Here is a 17,711-nt window from a genome sequence, read left to right on the forward strand (position 1 = left end):
ACCCGTGGCCGTGCCTATAGAAACCTTGGAGCAGCGCCTGAAGGCGCAGGCGCAGCAGCTGGGCTTTGCCGCCTGCCGTATCGCCGACGCCGACGCCGCGCCGCAAAGCGCCGCGCGGCTGCGCCAATGGCTGGACGCCGGCCATCATGGCGACATGCTGTGGATGGAGGAGCGCGCCGACCAACGCGGTTCGCCGCGCGGCCTGTGGCCCGCCGTGCGCAGCGTCATCATGCTGGGGATGAGCTATGCGCCTGGCCGCGATCCGCTGGCGCTGGCCGATGCGCCCGACCGCGCGCGCTTTTCGGTCTATGCGCAGGGCAAGGATTATCACGACGTCGTGAAAAAGGCGCTGAAGGCGCTTGCCCGCTGGCTGGTGGAGCAGCAGCCGCGCGAGGACGAATCGGGCGGCCTTAAAGTCTTCGTCGATACAGCGCCGGTGATGGAAAAACCCCTGGCGCAGGGTGCCGGCCTTGGCTGGCAGGGCAAGCACAGCAATCTGGTCAGTCGCGACCATGGCAGCTGGCTGTTCCTTGGCGCCATCTATACCGAACGGGCGCTGACGCCCGACGCGCCCGAACGCGATCATTGCGGCAGCTGCACCGCCTGTCAGGCCGCCTGCCCGACCGATGCCTTCCCCGCCCCCTATGTCGTCGATGCGCGCCGCTGCATATCCTACCTCACCATCGAACATAAGGGGCCGATCCCGCAGGATTTGCGGGAAGGCATCGGCAACCGCGTCTATGGCTGCGACGATTGCCTTGCGGTCTGCCCCTGGAACAAATTTGCCGACCATGCCGCCGCGAACAAGGCGTTCCTTGGCCGCGCCGAACTCGCCGCGCCCGATATCGGCGACCTGCTCGACCTCAATGACGCGACCTTTCGCGAGATTTTCTCCGGCTCGCCGATCAAGCGCATCGGCCGCAACCGCCTGGTCCGCAACGCCGCCATCGCCGCAGGCAACAGCGCCGATCCGCGCCTGCTCGCACGCTTACGCCCCCTGTGCGACGATGAAGACCCCGTCATCGCCGAAGCCGCTGCCTGGGCCATCGCCAAACTCACCGCCTGACCCCCCCGTCACCCCCGCGAAAGCGGGGACCCATCTCTCCCCGCAATGCTCCATCAGACACAAGGCTGTGCCGCTAAAGGCCCGCCCATCCTATTTTCTTCCAAAATAGGATTTCGCCTGCTTTACCCTTGGCGATGCACCGACACCGCCTTTTCTTGCCCTTCGCGCTGCCTTCCGCTCCCTGCGACCACTGTCGCGTCGCGGTCGCTTCGCAGACGCTTCGGTGTCGCTTCGCACCCCAAAAGGCCCCACGACACTGTGAACTTCGGCCAATCGGAACAGCGCCGCCTATTTGCTCTGGAGCGCGCTCACGCAGGCGGCCGGATCGACGTCCGCGCCGGTCGGGTTGCGCGCGTCGACATGCGTCACCACCGGCTCCTTGCCGCGCGCGGGCGCATAGAGATAGGCGTCGAGTACGCAGCGGCCATTGGCGAATTGCAGCTTGCGCACCGTGGTTTCGCGAATGTCGAGCCGGGGCGTGCCGAACAATTGTGTCAGGCGGCGCGCGTCCGACCCCAGCAATGGACCCTGTTTCTGGAATGCGCTGGCCGGCGGGCCGGCGGGGGGTGGGGCGTAGCTGCCCCTGGGAACGACCGATCCGCCACAGGCCGCCAGCGGGGCGAGCAGCAGGACCGACAGGACAGGGCGGGCAATCTTCATCGGGTCTTCCGGCCAAGCAGCATATGCACCGCCATAGCTGCGCTGAAGATCGGCGCAAGCAGGTTGACCAGCGGCACCAGGAACAGAAGCGCCGAAACGAGCCCCATGAGCCACCGGCTGCCGCGCGGGATGGGTGGCAGCGCGGGATGACGCGGCTCGACCATGTCGGCCATGTCGCGGCCCAGCAGAATGGCGTTGAGCGCCAGGAAGAGGCCGATCGTCCCCACGCCCGTCACCAGCAGCGCGATATAGGCGGGCAGCGCCAGCACATTCCAGCCGATCGCGCGCGCCAGCGAGGCGAGCGCCAGCCGCACGCTGCGCCCCCACCCCACGGGCCGGGCCGCGATCTGGGGATAGTCGGCGCGTTCGACCGCCGCGATAATATCGTCGGCGAACAGGCCCATCACCGCCATCGCCGTCGCCCGGAACAGCAGCCATCCCGCCGCGAGCAGGACGATCGCCGTTGCACTTGCCTCGGCCAGGCCCCCGCCGCCCCAGCCCAGCGCCAGCCGCGCGGCATGAAATCCGCTCCACAGGGCTGCGCCCAGCAGCGCGAACAGCAACAGCGTCAGCGCCAAAGTCTTGGCCAACAAGCGCAGCGTCGCCCGCTGGAAGATGGAAGGGAAAGCGCGCAGCGCGGCGGTCAGGATCATGCTTCCGCTATCCGCTGCCCTAGCCCCGCCGTCAATCAGCGCCGTTGCGCCCACGCCGCCGGCCCGGTAGAGACGGCGCAATTTTATTACCAGCATAAGGATATTGCGTGACCGCTTCCGCCCCCACGCTCGACGTCGTCGCCATCGGCAACGCTATTGTCGATGTTCTCGCCCGCAGCGACGATGCCTTTCTGGCGCAGCACGCGCTGACCAAGGGCGGCATGCAGCTGATCGACGCCGCCATGGCCGAAAGCCTCTATGCCGACATGCCCCAGGCCAAGGAAATCAGCGGCGGGTCGGCCGCCAACACGCTGGCGGGCTTGGCTGCGCTGGGGAAAAAATGCGGTTTCATCGGTCAGGTCAATGACGATCAGCTGGGTGAGGTCTTCGCCCATGACGTCCATGCGCTCGGCATCCGGTTCGACACGCCCGCCATGAAGGGCGACGTGCCTACCGCCCGCTGCCTCATCCTGGTGACGCCCGACGCGCAGCGCACGATGAACACCTTTCTGGGCGCCTCGCAATTCCTGCCGGAAGCCGCGCTCGACCTCGACATGATCCGCTCTGCCGGCATCCTTTATCTCGAAGGCTATCTGTGGGACCCGGAACAGCCCCGCGCGGCGATGCGGGCGGCGATCGACGCGGCGCGCGGCGCGGGCCGTAAGGTCGCCTTCACCCTGTCGGACAATTTCGTCATCGACCGGCATCGCGCCGACTTCATCGACCTCATCGACCAGGGTCTTATCGACATCCTCTTTTCCAACGAGGGCGAAATCCAGTCGCTGGCGCAGGTGGATGATTTCGACAAGGCGCTCGCCCGCTTCGCCGGCAAAGTGCCGGTGCTGGTGTCGACGCGCAGCGAAAAGGGCGCAGTCGCGGTGGTCGATGGCACACGCTATGAAGCGCCCGCCGCGCCGGTCAGCCAGATCATCGACACGACCGGCGCGGGCGACCTGTTCGCCGCCGGCTTCCTTGCCGCCCATATCGAGGGGCGCGATGTTGCCGATTGCCTGAACCTCGGCGCAGCGGCGGCGGCGGAAGTGATTTCCCATTGGGGCGCGCGGCCCGAGGCCGATCTGGTGGTGATCCGCGACCAGCTGTTCGCCTGACCTGGCGCAGCGGAAGGCGCGGCTGGTCTCTGGGTCAGCCCGCCTTCTGCTTGCGGAACAGCGCGCGGTCATCGGGGCCAAAGCCCCAGCGCCAGATGACCAGCGCATAGGCCCCCAATATCGCCCATACGCCGACCGCCAGCTCGACCCATTCGAACCGTGGTGGCAGGGCAACGAAGCCCGCCCCCACGATGCAAGCGACCCCCGCCGCGCTCAGCAGCGGCCAGCGCCAGGCGTTGATCGGCGCGCCGAGCAGCCGCGAAAGCAGCCGCGCCTTCACCAATGCACCCAGCGCCAGCGCCAAGCACAGCGCCAGCGCCGGTGCCGCCGCCACCCACAGGCCCGGCAGCTCCATCTGCCGGGCGAGCAGGATGAGCGCGAAGCTGAGCGCCGCCTGGCACACGATCATCACCAGCGAAATCATAAGGTTGCGGTGCCGGGCGATATAGACCAGCGCCGATTCGCTCACCACCGCCGTCGCCGCCACCACTTCGGCCAGCAGCAGGAAGGCGAGCGCGCCGGTCCCCCCGACGAAATGCGGTCCCACCAGCCCCATCACCGCTTCACCCGGAATGCCCAGCGCCAGCGCAATCCCCGCCTGCGCCGCGATGATCCAGAAACCGACCTGGCTCACCTGCTTGGCGATGGCGGCCAGGTTGTTTTCCGCCAGATTGCGGGTGATGACCGGCCCCAATATCGGGTCGAAACTGGTCTTGAGCTTTTGCGGCAGCGACGCGACCTGCTGCGCTACATAATAGATGCCGATCACCGCCGGGCTGACGAACAGGCCCAATATCGCCATGTCGAGCCGGCGCGATCCCCATTCGACGCCGTCGGCCGCCGCCAGCGGCAGGTTGCGCCGCGCCAACCGCCACAGTCGGCCACCATCGGGCCGCCAGCCGCGCGGCACGCCATAATGGCGCATCAGCGGGATGATCGACGCCACCAGCGCAGCGATCATCGACACGGCATAGGACAGGATCAGGCCGTCGCGGGTCGAATAAAAGGCAAAGGCAAAGGCGCCGATGCTGATCGCCCAAGGCTCGATGATCGACCGCGCCCGCACGGTCGCGCCAATGTCGAACCGATAGGCGCAGGCAGCGAGCGCCACATCGGACCCTGCAACCCCGATCACCACCAGCGCCAGCAACCGATCAAGCCCGTTGATGCTGCTGTTGGGGAACATAGCCTGCGGAAAAGCGATCAGGATCGCCGCGCCCAGCAACGACGCCAGGAACGTCACCAGCATCGCGTCGGCAACGACATGATTATGCGGCCGCTCGGTTTGGGCGAGCGCGCCGGCGAGGCCGCGCTTGAGGCCCAGCGTCGCGATCTGGGCGATGAATTCCACCACCAGCACGGCATAAGCGAAACGGCCGAGCGCATCTGCGCCATACCAGCGACCCGCGATGAACAGAAACGGAAGCCGCGCCGCCAGCCGCAGCAGGAAGCCAAAGATATTCGTCCGCCCACCCTTCGCCAGCGCGGCGATATCGTCCCGGTCATCGGGCAAGGACCGGTCGGTCGCGGTCAGCGGCGGTTCGGCCGGCGTCATGACGGGGAAAGGGATGTGGGCACGGGGCGCTTTATTCGGGTCGCAACGGCCGCGCAAGCAGCGCGTCGATTACATCGGATAATGGTGCGGCCTCGGACAGCAGGGCGCAGACCGCCTCCACCACCGGCATTTCGACTCCCGCCGCGCGCGCTGCGTCGCGCAGCACCGGGGCGGTATGCGCGCCTTCGGCCACGGTCCGGCGGTTGGACAACAGCTCTGCCGCGCTCGCCCCCTCGCCCAGCCCCTTGCCGAGCGAGAAATTGCGCGAATTGGTGGACGAGCAGGTCAGCACAAGGTCGCCCAGTCCCGACAGCCCACCCAGCGTTTCGGCCCGCGCGCCACGCGCCAGGCCAAAGCGCGTCATTTCGGCAAAGCCCCGCGAAATCAGCGCCGCGCGGGCATTGAGGCCAAGCCCCGCGCCCTCCGCGACACCACAGGCGATGGCGAGCACATTCTTGACCGCGCCGCCAATCTCCGCGCCGATGACATCGTCGGACAGATAGGGGCGGAAGGACGGACGCGCGATCCGCGCGGCAAGGCGCTGGCCCAGATCCCGATCCTCGCACGCCAAAGTGACGGCGGTCGGCAGCCCCTTCGCCACCTCATGGGCAAAGGTCGGACCGGACAGCACCGCTATGGGCGAATCCGGCTGCGCCTGCGCCGCGACTTCCGACATGAGCAGGCTGCTGCCCGCCTCGATCCCCTTCGAGCATAACACCAATGGCACCCCCGCCGGGGCCTGCGAGACCACGGCGCGCAGATGTTGGGCGGGACTGACCACCAGCAGCATCTCACAGGCGGCAAGGTCGCCCATCGACCCAGTCGCCCGGACCGAAGGCGATAGCGGGATATTGGCGAGGTAGAGCGGATTTTGATGGCTGGCGTTGATTGCTTCCACCACATCGGGTTCCAGCGCCCACAGCACCACATTCTGGCGATCGCTGGCCAGCAATTGCGCCAGCGCCGTGCCCCATGCGCCCGCGCCGATGACTCCCGCCTTCATGCCTTTACGCCCCTCATGCCTTGACACCGGCGCCGCGCGCCTTTTCCGCCGCCGGGTCGAGCGGCCAGCGCGGCCGGGCCGGAACGCTCAGGTCATCGACCATGCCGGCAGCATAGCGTTCCGCGCCTGCCCAGGCGATCATCGCCGCATTGTCGGTGCACAGCCACAGCGGCGGCGCGACGAAGGGCAGGTCATGGGCGGCGGCCAAATCTTCGAGCGCGGCGCGGATCGCCTGATTGGCGGCGACGCCCCCGGCGACGACCAGCGCGGTGACGCCCGCGCTTTCGCCCAACGCCCGTCGCGTCCGATCAACCAGGCAATCGATCACCGCCTGCTGGAAGGATGCCGCGATATCCTCGGTCGCATAGTGGCCGGATTGAACCGCGCGCATCACAGCGCTTTTGAGGCCCGCGAAGGAAAAATGCGGCTCCGCCGTGCCGGCCAGCGGCCGGGGCAAGGGCACCGCCTTGGGATTGCCCATGGCCGCCGCCTTCTCGATCAGCGGCCCGCCGGGATAACCAAGGCCCAGCAGCTTGGCTGTCTTGTCGAACGCCTCGCCCGCCGCATCGTCGATCGTGGTGGCTAGCCGCGCATAGTCGCCCGGCCCCTTCACATGCAGCAACTGGCAATGGCCGCCCGACACCAGCAGCAGAAGATAAGGAAATTGCAGCGTCCGATCGGCCAGCCGGGGCGAGAGCGCATGCCCCTCCAGATGGTTGACCGCGACCAGCGGCTTGCCGGCCGCATGGGCGAGCGCCTTGCCGGTGACGAGGCCGACCATCACTCCGCCGATCAGGCCCGGCCCGGCGGTCGCGGCGATCACGTCCACATCGGCCAGCGTCATCTTCGCGTCGGCCAGCGCGGCTTCGATCAGGGGGCTGAGCGCCTCGACATGGGCGCGCGCGGCGATTTCGGGCACGACGCCGCCATAGGGGCGATGCGCCTCCTCCTGCGTCGCGAGGCGATGCGCCAAAATGCGTCCATCGGCCGTCACCAGCGCCGCTGCGGTTTCATCGCAGCTCGATTCCAGGCCCAGAATGATGGTCATTGCCGCTTCCATCTAATGCCGCTGGTCATTAGAGCAAGCCGGATATGCTTTTCACCCCACAAAGCGACTTTGGCCGACCGCTGCGCCTGGGCACCAGGGGATCGCCGCTGGCGCTGGCGCAGGCGCGCCTGACCGCGCAGGCGCTGATCGCCGCGCATGGCTGGAGCGCCGACGCGATCAAGATCGTCACCGTCCAGACCAGCGGCGACCGGATACAGGACCGTGCGCTCGCCGATATCGGCGGCAAGGCGCTCTGGACCAAGGAGTTGGACCGCGCGCTGGTCGCCGGCGAAACCGACCTGTCCGTCCATAGCATGAAGGATGTGGAAACCGTCCGGCATGACATATTTCATATCGCCGCGATGCTGCCGCGCGCCGACCCGCGCGACAAGCTGATAGGCGCGTCCAGTTTTGACGCCTTGCCTCCCAACCCGATCGTCGGCACCAGTTCGCCGCGACGCGGCGCGCAGGTCAAGCGGCTGCGCCCGGACGCCACCATCACGCTGTTCCGGGGCAATGTCGCGACACGGCTGGCGAAGCTGGCGGCGGGGGAGGTGCATGCGACCCTGCTCGCGGCGGCCGGTCTCGACCGGCTGGACCAGGGCAATGTCGGCACGATCATCCCGGTCGACACGATGCTGCCCGCCCCGTCGCAGGGCGCCGTGGGCATCGAAATATTGGCCGGCAACGCGCCTGTCATCGAAGCCGTGGCGGCGATCAATCATCGCGACACGTTCGACACCGTCATGATGGAGCGCGCCGTGCTGCGCGGCCTGGGCGGCACCTGCCATTCACCCATCGCCGCGCTCGCGCTGGTCGACGGCGACGATCTGATGCTGCGCGCCGAGATCATCAGCCCGGACGGGCAGGAAACGGTCAGCGAGAATCTGCGCCTGGCATGCGGCGACTTGGATGCGGGCGAAGCGCTGGGCCGCGCGCTGCTCGACCGCGCCAGCCCGGCCCTGCGCGCCCTGTTCGAGGCGTGAGCCGCATCCTCATCCTGCGGCCCCAGCCGGGCGCCGATCGCACCGCAGAGAGGGCGCGGCAGCTTGGCCTGTCGCCTGTGGTCCATCCGCTGTTCGCGCCGGAAACGCTGGACTGGCCTGCTCCCCCGGTACAGGATTTCGACGCGCTGCTGTTGACCAGCGCCAATGGTGCGCGCTGCGCCGGTCCCGCGCTGAAGGCGTATCGCGGCCTGCCGACCTATGCCGTGGGCCAGGCCACGGCCGATGCCCTTCATGCCGCGGGCTGGGACGATGTGGCGGCGGGCGACAAGGACGGCAGCGCCATCGCCGCGCGGATCGCGCGGGACGGGCATCGCCGCGTGCTCCACATTGCCGGCACGACCGTCGCGCTGATCGAGGCCGGTCCGCTCGCCATCACCCGCATCGCCGTCTATCATATGGCCGCGCTTCCGTCCGATCCGGCGCTGATTGCGGCAGCAATGCCGGGCGCGATCCTGCTGGTTCACTCGCCGCGCGCGGGCGAACAACTGGCAGCGCAGATGCCGCAAGCCCGGCGCGGCGCGCTGCACCTGATCGCGATCAGCGCCAACGTGCTGGCCGCCTGTGGCAATGGCTGGGCCAGCGCCGCTTGTCCGCTGCGGCCCGATGATGACGAGATGCTGGCTCTTGCCCGCGCTTTGTGCGAAGGACAGCAGCAATGACAGACGAACGGGTCAGCATGGATGGCGACAGCGTGGATGCCGGCACAGTTTCGCCTGCGCCGGCGCGGCGGCGCAGCCTTCTGCCGCTGCTGATCCTTACGCTTCTGGCCTTTGCGCTGGGGGTGGGCCTGACCGTCTGGGCCTGGCCGCAGATCCAGAGCCGCTGGGGGCGGACGCAGAGCCAGAAAACCGCAACCCCCACCCCCCGCGCCAGCCTGCCCGCTGCCACCCCGCGCCCGCTCTCGAACGATAGCGCTCAAATGCTCGACGGGCGCGTGGTGCAACTGGAAGAAAGGCTCACCCGCATCACGGTGGAGGCGCAGGCCGCATCCGCCAACGCAGCCCGCGCCGAAGGACTGCTGGTCGCCTTCGCCGCACGGCGCGCGCTCGATAATGGCGGTCCGCTCGGCTATATTGAGGGGCAATTACGGCTGCGCTTCGGCCAGGCACAACCGCGTGCCGTCGCCACCATCATCAACGCGGCGCGCGAACCGGTGACGCTCGCCGATCTGGGCGCGGGCCTTGCCAATATCGGTAATGCGCTGGTCAAGCCGCCGGCCAGCGCCAGTTGGTGGGACGCGCTGGAACATGAAGCGCGCGAACTTGTCACCATTCGCAAGGCCGATGCGCCCTCACCGCGTCCCGAGGCCGCCTATGATCGCGCGATGCGCTATCTCGACGGCGGCCGCGTCAGCGCGGCGCTGGCGCAGGTCGAACATATGCCTGGCCGGGCGGTCGCGGAAAAATGGGTACAGATGGCCCGCCGCTACATGGAAGCGCGCCGGGCACTGGACCTCATCGAAACGGCGGCGATCCTGGAACCGCGGACCTTGCGCAGCAGCGAAGGCGCGCCGGTCGCGCAAACCTCGCCGCTCGCGCCCTGATCCGTCTCTACGCCGGCAGTCCGATCATCGACATCTGCCGGCCATAGCCAGGCTCGCCCCGATGACAGGCGCGGCGATAGCTGAAGAAGCGGTCCGGCTGGCTATAGGTATCCTCGTCCAGCACCGCGACCCGCACCACACCCGCCGCCGCCAGTCGCGCCGCGACATAGCCGCCGATGTCGAATTGCAGATGGCCGGGCTTGCCTGCCGAAAAGAAGCGCGCATTGCCCGCGTCCTGCTCCTCGAAGCGATGCGCGAAATCGTCCGTCACCTCATAGGAGGCGCGGCCGATGCACGGGCCGATCGCCGCCACGATCCGCGCCCGCGCCGCGCCCAGCGCCTCCATCGCCGCCAGCGTCGCGTCGGTAACGCCGCCGATTGCGCCTTTCCACCCGGCATGGGCCGCCCCCACCACGCCCGCCGCCGGATCGGCAAACAGCACAGGCACGCAGTCGGCGGTCAATATGCCCAGCAACAGCCCCGGCCGGTCAGTGACGATCGCGTCCGCCTCCGGCCGGGCGTCCATGGCGAAAGGCGCTGTCACCGTCTCCGCGCGCGCCGAATGCACTTGCCGCACCGTGACCAATGCAGCGCCCGGCAGGACGGCATCGCGCGCCAGATCGCGATTGCGCACAATCGCATCAGGATCATCCTCCGACCCCAGCCCGACATTGAGGCCCGCATAAATGCCGCCGGACACGCCGCCCCGCCGCCCGGCAAAGCCGTGGGGAACGGCATCGAGCAGCGGCGCCTTTATCAATTCAACCATGGCGCCCTTGTGCCTTTCCTGTCATGACCGCGCAACATACTTGCGCGCAGCAGATTAGGCGATAGTCTGCCCTTCCCATAGGCAAAAGGGGTTCGCCGATCGGCGTTCCGGGCTAAGGGAACAATAATCTCATGATATTCGGGCGCGTAAAGCCTCTCGACGCCATATTGGCGACGGCGGAAAAGAAATCACTGCATCGGTCCCTGGGGGCCTTTCAGCTCACCATGCTGGGCATCGGCGCGGTCATCGGCACCGGCATTTTCGTGCTGACCGCCGAAGCCGCGCAAAAGGCGGGGCCGGGCATGATGCTCTCCTTTGTCATTGCCGGCTTCGTCTGTGCCGTGGCGGCGCTCTGTTACGCGGAAATGGCCGCGATGGTCCCGGTGTCCGGATCGGCCTATACCTACAGCTATGCGGTGATGGGGGAAGTCATCGCCTGGATGGTCGGCTGGGCGCTGATCCTGGAATATGCGGTCGCCGCCGGCGCCGTGTCGGTGGGCTGGTCGGGCTATGTCGTGGGCCTCATCGAACATACGTTCCAGATGGACATACCCAATATCCTGACGCGCGGGCCTTATGACGGCGGCATCGTCAACCTGCCAGCCATGCTGATCGCCGCGCTCGTTACCTGGCTGCTCGTCATCGGCACGAAGGAAAGCGCGACCGTCAACGCCGTGCTGGTCGCGATCAAGGTGGCGGCGCTGACGCTGTTCATCATCTTGTCGGTGCCGGTCATGAACATGGACGGTTTCTCGCCCTTCGCGCCGCTCGGCTTTGCCGGCATTTCGGCGGCTGCGGCTTCCATCTTCTTCGCCTATGTCGGCTTCGACGCAGTGTCGACCGCGGCTGAGGAAACCAAGAATCCCCAGCGCAACATGCCGATCGGCCTTATCGGCTCGCTCGCCATCTGCACCGTCTTCTACATGCTGGTCGCCGCCGGCGTCATCGGCACCGTAGGCGCCCAGCCCGTAACGGCCGGCAACATCCCGATCGCGCAGGGCGGCATCGCGCTGGCGCCCGGCTCCACCGAATTGTCCGCGCAGTGCGCCGCGCTGGCCAAGGCCGGAACAGAAGCCGTCACCTGTTCAAAGGAGGCGCTGGCCTGGACCCTGCGTGAAATCGGCTGGCCCCAGATCGGCAACCTGCTCGGCCTCGCCGCCGGCCTGGCGCTGCCCTCAGTCATCCTGATGATGATGTTCGGCCAGACCCGCATCTTCTTCGTCATGAGCCGCGATGGCCTGCTGCCCGACTTCTTCTCGAAGGTGCATCCGGTCTACAAGACGCCGCATGTCATCACCATCCTGACCGGCATCTTCGTCGCGCTGTTCGCCGCTTTCTTCCCGGTCGGCATCCTGGCGGACATCTCCAATTCCGGCACGCTTTTCGCCTTTGCCGCCGTGTCGATCGCGGTCATGGTGCTGCGCCGGACCGACCCGACGCGCAAGCGGCCTTTCCGCACGCCTGCGATCATGGTCACAGCGCCCATCGCGATCATCGGGTGCATGTATCTGTTCTGGAGCCTGGGCAGCGACACCAAGCTGATGTTCGTGGGTTGGGCCACGATCGGCCTGATCGTCTACTTCGCCTATAGCCGCAACCGCAGCCATGTGGGCCGGGGTATCGTCGACGTGGCGGAGGACGACGCTGCCGTACCCCCGCAGCCGGTACCGCCGCTGCCGGGCGCGCCGACGCCGGGCGGAAAGGACGCCTGATCCAGACTGAAGCGGGGCGGGAAACCGCCCCGTTTTCGTTTCAGCGCCCTACCGACTCAACAGGGTCACGCAGCGCGGCCAGATTGGGGCGAGTGAAGAGCTTTCCCCGCTCGGCCCAGACCACGATCAGGAAAGACAGAACCCCGAACACCAGCAATCCTAGGGTAAAGGGCAATGTCGTGCCATCGAACGCCCGGCCAACCAGGCTGCCCAGCGCGGCCGACACAGCCGTCGTCAAAAACGCCTGAAAGGATGAAGCAACGCCCGCGCCCTTGTGGAACGGCTCCATCGAAATGGCGCTGAAATTGGCGGCCGTGAAGGCGACCGTCAGCATGGTGAGCGACTGAAGCGCGACGAACGTGGCCAGCGTTTCCCACCCCTTCAGGATCACGGCCAGATGAATCGCAGCGATCAGGCAGAAGGCGATCAGTGCGGTCTGGCTCATGCGACGCGCGCCAAAGCGCTGCACCAGGCGACTGTTGATCAGGCTGCCGACCCCCATGCAGCCGGCAATGGTGGCAAAGCCGATCGGGAAGATGGTCGCTGCATCGAACACGTCGAAGAAAATCTGCTGCACCGACAGGATGAACCCGATCAGCCCGCCCATCACCACCCCGCTCGCCAGCATATAGCCGATCGAACTGCGCGTGCGCAGGACCACGCCGATGGTCGCCATCAGCCCCCCCACGGTGATCCGCGTGCGGTTCTCCATCGCCAGTGTCTCGGGCATCCGCGCCAGCATCCAGACCAGGATCAGGCTGGCCAATATCACCAGCACCCAGAAAATCCATCGCCACGGCGCCACCCATAATATCGCCTGGCCGAAGCTGGGTGCGATCACGGGGATCAGCATGAATACGGCAAAAATCAGCGACATGACACGCGCCATCGCGTCGCCGCGGAACCGATCGCGAATGATGCTCACGGTAATGACCCGACTGGCGCCGGCAAAGAAGCCGGCAAAGCCGCGGCCCGCCAGCATCATGACGAAGCTTTGCGCGCTGGCGCATAGGACGGATGACGCAATGAACATCGCCATCGCGCTGCCCAGCACCATCTTGCGCCCGAATCGATCGGACAGAACGCCGAACAGCAGCGATCCGATGCCCAGCCCCATGAAATAGACACTGATGATCAGTTGCCGGTCATTGGGCTGCGGAATGGCCAGGTCGCGCCCGATCGCAGGGAGCGCGGGCAGCATCGGGTCGATCGACAGGGCGTTCATCGCCATCAGGCACGCGCATAGCAGCACGAATTCCCGGAAATGAATGTCGCGGGGGGGCGATGAAGGGGATGATGGGATCATGCCGCGGCTATGGGGATTAAGCGTCGCCCACGCCACCCCAAAAGGCTATCCGATGCGCCCGTCCCGTCAGCACGCCATATATGGCAAATAACCCGTTAACCATTTTTTATCGGGTCCATCGCCATGATGCACGCAACGTACAAACCAAAGGGTCACATTTTGCTTTAGCGACAGGACAGGGGGTTGGTTTCATGGGTAACAGTTTCAAAAGCGCGCAATTTTTGATGGAAGCTCGGATGTCGCGGGCGGCCTATGGATCGGCGGACGACTGTTTTGACCTTGGCGTCGCCTATAGCTGCGGAATCGGCGGCCTGCCCATCGACCTCGTCGAAGCGCATAAATGGTTCAACCTCGCCGCGATGCGCGGCAGCCAGCAGGGCCAGTCGATGCGCGCGGAAATCGCAGAGGAAATGACAGCGCGCCAGATCGCCGAAGCACAGCGCCAGGCCCGCGCGCTGATCGCGCCGCGCCAGGCCCGCGCCGCCTGATGCTCTAACCGCCCTTGCGAAACGGGGTTCGCTGCGCCAGCCATTGCCGGTCGCGCTGCACTTCTTCCCGTTCGGCCTCCAGAAATCCGGCCACCGCGCGCCGGAAGCTGGCATTGGGGATATAATGGGCCGACCATGTCGGTTCGGGCGCATAGCCGCGCGCCAGCTTGTGCCCGCCCTGCGCTCCGGCTTCCACCCGGGGTAGCCCGCGCGCAATGGCCACGTCGATCGCCTGATAATAGCAGAGTTCGAAATGCAGGTTGGGCACGTCCTCGACGCAGCCCCAATAGCGGCCATAAAGTGTATTGCCGCCAATCAGGTTGAGCGCACCGGCAATCGGCGCGCCATTGCGCAGCGCCAGCATCAACAACAGCCTGTCGGCCATCGTCTCGCCCAGGATCGAAAAGAAATCGCGGGTCAGATAGGGCCGCCCCCATTTGCGCGCGCCCGTATCCTGATAAAATTCCCAGAAAATATCCCAATGCGCTTCGGTCAGGTCGCCCCCGGTCAGGTGAATAATATCCAGCCCTTCCACCGCACGGCGGCGTTCCTTGCGAATATTCTTGCGCTTCTCGCTCGACAGCTCGGCCAGGAAATCATCGAAGTCGCCATAGCCGCGATTGGTCCAGTGAAACTGACTGTCCTCACGGATCAGCCATCCATTCGCCTCGAACAGCGGCACCTGGTCCGGCGCGACGAAGGTGGCGTGCGCCGATGACAACCCGTTGCGTTCGACCAGCGTCTCGATCCCGGCGATGAGGCCCGGCGCCATCGCCCCATCGCGCAGCAATAGGCGCGGACCGGGTACGGGGGAAAAGGGCGCGGCAAGCTGGATCTTGGGGTAATAGCGGCCACCCGCCCGCTCCCATGCGTCGGCCCAGCCCTGGTCGAACACATATTCGCCCTGGCTGTGGCTCTTGGCATAGAGCGGCGCGGCGGCGGCCATCTGTCCATCGGCATCGTCGATCACCAGCGGCAGGGGCTGCCAGCCGCTCGCTCCCCCAACGCTTCCGGATCGTTCGAGCGCGCTCAGGAAGTGCCAGCTGACGAATGGATTGTCCGCCCCGGCGCAGGCATCCCATTGATCCTGGGGCAACTCCGCGACACCGTTCGCGACACGCGCGATCACCTCAGCCACGGCCAAGCTCATGGATGATCTGATCGGCGTGACGCGCCGCGCGCGCCTGATCGTCCGGGGTGCGGACCGTCCAGCTCAGCACGGGCACGCCCCGGCTGCGCATCCGCGCGGTAAAGGGGGAAGGCAGATCGCGAATGTCACAGGCCAGAAAATCGGGTTTCGCCAGCCAAAGTGCAAGGGCGCGCTCGGCCCATCGGCGCATCAGCCCCTTATTCTGCTGACTCACCACCCATCCGCGCAGTTGTCGCGGTCGCTGTAGGACAAACCAGCGGAGCACCAGCGGATTGAACGCCATGACCGCCACCGGCGCATTCGGCCATGCGTCCAGGTCCTGCGCAACCGCCGCCGCGATCTTGGCGACGCGCCAACCGTTCGTCTTGATCTCGACCAGCAGCGGCGTCATTCCGTCGCACAGCGCCAGCAAGTCCGACAGGCGCGGAACAGCGCCGCCGTCGGGCAACCGCGCTCCGTCAAGCTGCGCGCCATCCTGATCCGCGATCGGCCCCGCACGTCCCGTCATCCGCCCAAGATCGTCGTCATGAAAGACGAAGGCGACGCTGTCGCGGCTGATCCGCACATCGCATTCGATGCCATGGCCAGCGGCGATGGCGGCCCGGAACGCCGCCATCCCATTCTCGCTCGCGCCGTTTCCGTGCAGCCCGCGATGGGCAAAGGGCCGTGCGGTCAGGACATCCGTGTCAGGCCGGCCGGACAAGGACGATCGCGTCGATTTCGACCACCGCGCCCAGCGGCAGCACGGGCACGCCCACGGCGCTGCGCGCATGTTTGCCCGCGTCGCCAAAGACATCGACCATCAGTTCCGACGCACCGTTGGCGACCTTTGGCTGGTCGGTAAAGTCGGCCGCGCTGCTGATGAAGGCGCCCAGCTTCACGATGCGCTCCACCCGGTCGAGCGAACCCAGCGCCGCCTTCATCTGGGCGATAAGGTTGAGGCCGCAGACTCGCGCGGCGGCAACGCCATAGTCCAGGTCGCGGTCCTCGCCCAGCCGTCCGGTCATCAGGCCATCGGGCGCCAGCGCGATCTGGCCGCTGATGTGCAGCAGGCCATTGGCCTCCACGGTGGGGACATAGGCGGCGACCGGCGCTGCGGCCTGGGGCAAGGTGATGCCGAGTTCGGCAAGGCGGGCGTCGATGCTCATGACATGGCTCCTGTAGTAACGATATCCTTGGGGGCCGGCCCCTGCGCCAGCCTTTGCATGATCCACGCCTCGGCCGCGACCCAATCGTCGATCCGGGCATGGGCATAAGGCGCGGCGGGAACGCCGGCAGCGATTTCTGCCTCGCCGACCATGTGCAGCCGCCACACATCGGGCGCATGCGTCGCGACCGAATGATGATGTTCGGCCAAATCATCGATGAACAGCGCGATGCTGGGCTGACGATCGGCAACGATGTCGGCCAACGGCCGGCCCTTGCCGCCCTGATTCCAGTGGACCGGAAAATCCAGTCCCAATGCGGCCAGTTGCGCGATCCGCTGCTGATGGTGGCGCTCGCCGATATTGGTCAGCACCTCGATATCGGCGACGCGCGACAGACGCAGCAGCGCGTCCACCGCGCCCGCGATCGGCGCCTGCCGGTGCATTTCAGTGTCGAAAAAGCCGACGAGCAACTGCCAGACCAGTTCGCGTTCCAGTGGCTCGCCGCTATCTTTGTGGCGCAGCGCCTCGGCAAAGCTGCGGTCATGCATATCGAAATGCACGTCATGCGTCTTGTCCAGCCAATGGCGGAAGGGGACGACCATGTGCAGCAGCACTTCGTCGCAATCGGTGATGATCAGGGGTCGCGTCATCGGATCAGTCTCTCCTGCGCCGCGATCAGCGCGGCGGGGCTGGTGTCGATCGCCTGCGCGCAGGCGATGAGATCGGGCTCATGGTCGGCCAGGAAGCCCAGCACGGCGGCGAGCACCTGCGGCTCGCCAACGCTCGCGCGCAGCGTATCGGCATCCATGCCGGTAAGCGCCAGCAACCGGTCCGCTCGCGCGCCATCCGCCAGTATCCAGCCCAGCGCCAGCAGCGCCAGCAGCGCGGGATCCTGCGCATCCGTAGCGCTGCTATCCGGCTTGCGATTCGGGCTGTCGGGTCGCATGATAGGGCCTTCTGGCGGGGAAGCGGGCGGGGCGCGCTTCACAGGTGAATTGCGGGTGACTGGTGACAAAGCGCGTGCTCGTTGTCGAGGACAACGAACTTAATCTCAAACTTTTTTGCGATCTGCTGCGCGCCCACGGCCATGACGTGCTGCCGCTGCGCGACGGGCGCGACGTGCTGCGAGAGGCGGGCGCGTTCCTGCCCGACCTGGTCATCACCGATATCCACCTGCCCCATGTCAGCGGCTTTGACCTCATCCTCTCGCTGAAAGCGGACGCCCGCCTGTCGCATGTGCCGATCATGGCCGTCACCGCCTATGCGGGCCATGGCGACGAAGACCGGATTCGCGGCGCGGGCGCAGACGCCTATGTGTCCAAGCCGATATCGGTGCTGCGCTTCGTCGAGCAGGTGAACGCCCTGCTCTGACCCGGCTGACAGCCTGTCACCGCAGCGTCACGAAGCTTTCATTTCAAAGACTTCGTTCAGAAGCCCGGCCGTCATACCGCTCTGCCAACCCCTTGCGCCATGGCGCGGCCTTTCGCCGACAGC

At 66.6% G+C, this 17,711-nt stretch carries 20 protein-coding genes; 8 read left to right on the forward strand and 12 right to left on the reverse strand.

All coding sequences use genetic code 11. The features are described from left to right. Positions 1 to 25 precede the first annotated feature (25 nt). A complete protein-coding gene (gene queG, locus LL253_RS16380) occupies positions 26 to 1,066 on the forward strand; it encodes a tRNA epoxyqueuosine(34) reductase QueG (protein WP_228227888.1) in 1,041 nt (346 codons plus the stop codon). Positions 1,067 to 1,354: 288 nt separating this feature from the next. Here queG and LL253_RS16385 read toward each other — a convergent pair whose 3' ends face one another. Both LL253_RS16385 and LL253_RS16390 read right to left on the reverse strand, forming a co-directional pair. Further along, positions 1,355 to 1,726: a hypothetical protein gene (locus LL253_RS16385; protein WP_228227865.1), complete on the reverse strand. Its 372-nt coding sequence runs from the start codon at positions 1,724 to 1,726 to the stop codon at positions 1,355 to 1,357. Beyond that, the gene (locus tag LL253_RS16390) at positions 1,723 to 2,379 is read right to left on the reverse strand and encodes an EI24 domain-containing protein (RefSeq protein ID WP_228227866.1); all 657 of its coding nucleotides are present in this window, start codon (positions 2,377 to 2,379) and stop codon (positions 1,723 to 1,725) included. The genes LL253_RS16385 and LL253_RS16390 overlap by 4 nt, the downstream gene beginning before the upstream one ends. Before the next feature lie 107 nt (positions 2,380 to 2,486). On the opposite strand from LL253_RS16390, the gene LL253_RS16395 reads away from it, so the two are divergent. Further along, on the forward strand, positions 2,487 to 3,488 hold the full coding sequence (locus LL253_RS16395; protein WP_228227867.1) for an adenosine kinase: 1,002 nt from the start codon (positions 2,487 to 2,489) through the stop codon (positions 3,486 to 3,488). A gap of 34 nt (positions 3,489 to 3,522) precedes the next feature. On the opposite strand, the gene LL253_RS16400 is transcribed toward LL253_RS16395, so the two are convergent. Genes LL253_RS16400 through tsaD form a run of 3 tightly spaced genes read right to left on the reverse strand, consistent with a single transcriptional unit; the run spans position 3,523 to position 7,094 of the window. Beyond that, complete coding sequence (locus LL253_RS16400) at positions 3,523 to 5,043, reverse strand: lipopolysaccharide biosynthesis protein (protein ID WP_228227868.1); 1,521 nt, start codon at positions 5,041 to 5,043, stop codon at positions 3,523 to 3,525. A gap of 31 nt (positions 5,044 to 5,074) precedes the next feature. After that, on the reverse strand, positions 5,075 to 6,046 hold the full coding sequence (locus tag LL253_RS16405; protein WP_228227869.1) for an NAD(P)H-dependent glycerol-3-phosphate dehydrogenase: 972 nt from the start codon (positions 6,044 to 6,046) through the stop codon (positions 5,075 to 5,077). 13 nt (positions 6,047 to 6,059) lie between these two features. Further along, entirely contained in the window at positions 6,060 to 7,094 is a 1,035-nt protein-coding gene (tsaD, locus tag LL253_RS16410) for a tRNA (adenosine(37)-N6)-threonylcarbamoyltransferase complex transferase subunit TsaD (RefSeq protein WP_228227870.1), read from the reverse strand. A 44-nt stretch (positions 7,095 to 7,138) separates the two neighbouring features. Here tsaD and hemC point away from each other — a divergent pair, with 44 nt between their 5' ends. From hemC to LL253_RS16425, 3 genes are read left to right on the forward strand one after another with little or no spacing between them, the layout of a single operon-like run. Continuing rightward, on the forward strand, positions 7,139 to 8,080 hold the full coding sequence (gene hemC / locus LL253_RS16415) for a hydroxymethylbilane synthase (RefSeq protein WP_228227871.1): 942 nt from the start codon (positions 7,139 to 7,141) through the stop codon (positions 8,078 to 8,080). Further along, positions 8,077 to 8,760: a uroporphyrinogen-III synthase gene (locus LL253_RS16420; RefSeq protein WP_228227872.1), complete on the forward strand. Its 684-nt coding sequence runs from the start codon at positions 8,077 to 8,079 to the stop codon at positions 8,758 to 8,760. The genes hemC and LL253_RS16420 overlap by 4 nt, the downstream gene beginning before the upstream one ends. Continuing rightward, the gene (locus tag LL253_RS16425) at positions 8,757 to 9,644 is read left to right on the forward strand and encodes a hypothetical protein (protein WP_228227873.1); all 888 of its coding nucleotides are present in this window, start codon (positions 8,757 to 8,759) and stop codon (positions 9,642 to 9,644) included. Before LL253_RS16420 ends, LL253_RS16425 begins: the two co-directional genes overlap by 4 nt. A gap of 7 nt (positions 9,645 to 9,651) precedes the next feature. Here the strand turns inward: LL253_RS16425 and pgeF are convergent, their stop codons facing one another. Further along, the gene (gene pgeF, locus LL253_RS16430; RefSeq protein WP_228227874.1) at positions 9,652 to 10,413 is read right to left on the reverse strand and encodes a peptidoglycan editing factor PgeF; all 762 of its coding nucleotides are present in this window, start codon (positions 10,411 to 10,413) and stop codon (positions 9,652 to 9,654) included. A gap of 131 nt (positions 10,414 to 10,544) precedes the next feature. Here pgeF and LL253_RS16435 point away from each other — a divergent pair, with 131 nt between their 5' ends. Then, the gene (locus LL253_RS16435; RefSeq protein ID WP_009820365.1) at positions 10,545 to 12,125 is read left to right on the forward strand and encodes an amino acid permease; all 1,581 of its coding nucleotides are present in this window, start codon (positions 10,545 to 10,547) and stop codon (positions 12,123 to 12,125) included. A gap of 40 nt (positions 12,126 to 12,165) precedes the next feature. Here LL253_RS16435 and LL253_RS16440 read toward each other — a convergent pair whose 3' ends face one another. Then, the gene (locus tag LL253_RS16440; protein WP_009820364.1) at positions 12,166 to 13,356 is read right to left on the reverse strand and encodes a multidrug effflux MFS transporter; all 1,191 of its coding nucleotides are present in this window, start codon (positions 13,354 to 13,356) and stop codon (positions 12,166 to 12,168) included. A 266-nt stretch (positions 13,357 to 13,622) separates the two neighbouring features. Here LL253_RS16440 and LL253_RS16445 point away from each other — a divergent pair, with 266 nt between their 5' ends. Further along, a complete protein-coding gene (locus tag LL253_RS16445) occupies positions 13,623 to 13,919 on the forward strand; it encodes a hypothetical protein (protein WP_228227875.1) in 297 nt (98 codons plus the stop codon). Positions 13,920 to 13,923: 4 nt separating this feature from the next. On the opposite strand, the gene LL253_RS16450 is transcribed toward LL253_RS16445, so the two are convergent. The 5 genes from LL253_RS16450 to LL253_RS16470 are packed head-to-tail and all read right to left on the reverse strand — an operon-like array spanning position 13,924 to position 17,163. Continuing rightward, positions 13,924 to 15,057, reverse strand: a complete 1,134-nt coding sequence (locus LL253_RS16450) for a GNAT family N-acetyltransferase (RefSeq protein WP_037542373.1) — start codon at positions 15,055 to 15,057, stop codon at positions 13,924 to 13,926. After that, positions 15,050 to 15,772: a glycerophosphodiester phosphodiesterase family protein gene (locus LL253_RS16455; protein ID WP_228227876.1), complete on the reverse strand. Its 723-nt coding sequence runs from the start codon at positions 15,770 to 15,772 to the stop codon at positions 15,050 to 15,052. The genes LL253_RS16450 and LL253_RS16455 overlap by 8 nt, the downstream gene beginning before the upstream one ends. Next, a complete protein-coding gene (locus tag LL253_RS16460; protein WP_228222685.1) occupies positions 15,756 to 16,217 on the reverse strand; it encodes a RidA family protein in 462 nt (153 codons plus the stop codon). Before LL253_RS16460 ends, LL253_RS16455 begins: the two co-directional genes overlap by 17 nt. Next, a complete protein-coding gene (locus LL253_RS16465) occupies positions 16,214 to 16,867 on the reverse strand; it encodes an HAD family hydrolase (RefSeq protein WP_228227877.1) in 654 nt (217 codons plus the stop codon). The genes LL253_RS16460 and LL253_RS16465 overlap by 4 nt, the downstream gene beginning before the upstream one ends. Continuing rightward, complete coding sequence (locus LL253_RS16470) at positions 16,864 to 17,163, reverse strand: DUF3572 family protein (protein WP_228227878.1); 300 nt, start codon at positions 17,161 to 17,163, stop codon at positions 16,864 to 16,866. Before LL253_RS16470 ends, LL253_RS16465 begins: the two co-directional genes overlap by 4 nt. Positions 17,164 to 17,225: 62 nt before the next feature. Here LL253_RS16470 and LL253_RS16475 point away from each other — a divergent pair, with 62 nt between their 5' ends. Next, the gene (locus LL253_RS16475) at positions 17,226 to 17,588 is read left to right on the forward strand and encodes a response regulator (protein WP_009820357.1); all 363 of its coding nucleotides are present in this window, start codon (positions 17,226 to 17,228) and stop codon (positions 17,586 to 17,588) included. Positions 17,589 to 17,711: the final 123 nt, after the last annotated feature.

The sequence above is a fragment of the Sphingobium soli genome, from assembly GCF_020782245.1.
Classification (GTDB): Bacteria; Pseudomonadota; Alphaproteobacteria; order Sphingomonadales; family Sphingomonadaceae; genus Sphingobium; species Sphingobium soli.

Bases quoted from the DNA above. Each gene is read 5' to 3' on its own strand.
- LL253_RS16385 (WP_228227865.1), bottom strand. From the start codon at position 1,726: ATGAAGATTGCCCGCCCTGTCCTGTCGGTCCTGCTGCTCGCCCCGCTG.
- LL253_RS16465 (WP_228227877.1), bottom strand. From the start codon at position 16,867: ATGACGCGACCCCTGATCATCACCGATTGCGACGAAGTGCTGCTGCAC.
- LL253_RS16425 (WP_228227873.1), top strand. From the start codon at position 8,757: ATGACAGACGAACGGGTCAGCATGGATGGCGACAGCGTGGATGCCGGC.
- LL253_RS16445 (WP_228227875.1), top strand. From the start codon at position 13,623: ATGGGTAACAGTTTCAAAAGCGCGCAATTTTTGATGGAAGCTCGGATG.
- LL253_RS16440 (WP_009820364.1), bottom strand. From the start codon at position 13,356: ATGGCGATGAACGCCCTGTCGATCGACCCGATGCTGCCCGCGCTCCCT.
- tsaD (WP_228227870.1), bottom strand. From the start codon at position 7,094: ATGACCATCATTCTGGGCCTGGAATCGAGCTGCGATGAAACCGCAGCG.
- LL253_RS16435 (WP_009820365.1), top strand. From the start codon at position 10,545: ATGATATTCGGGCGCGTAAAGCCTCTCGACGCCATATTGGCGACGGCG.
- LL253_RS16470 (WP_228227878.1), bottom strand. From the start codon at position 17,163: ATGCGACCCGACAGCCCGAATCGCAAGCCGGATAGCAGCGCTACGGAT.
- LL253_RS16400 (WP_228227868.1), bottom strand. From the start codon at position 5,043: ATGACGCCGGCCGAACCGCCGCTGACCGCGACCGACCGGTCCTTGCCC.
- hemC (WP_228227871.1), top strand. From the start codon at position 7,139: ATGCTTTTCACCCCACAAAGCGACTTTGGCCGACCGCTGCGCCTGGGC.
- pgeF (WP_228227874.1), bottom strand. From the start codon at position 10,413: ATGGTTGAATTGATAAAGGCGCCGCTGCTCGATGCCGTTCCCCACGGC.
- LL253_RS16460 (WP_228222685.1), bottom strand. From the start codon at position 16,217: ATGAGCATCGACGCCCGCCTTGCCGAACTCGGCATCACCTTGCCCCAG.
- LL253_RS16390 (WP_228227866.1), bottom strand. From the start codon at position 2,379: ATGATCCTGACCGCCGCGCTGCGCGCTTTCCCTTCCATCTTCCAGCGG.
- LL253_RS16405 (WP_228227869.1), bottom strand. From the start codon at position 6,046: ATGAAGGCGGGAGTCATCGGCGCGGGCGCATGGGGCACGGCGCTGGCG.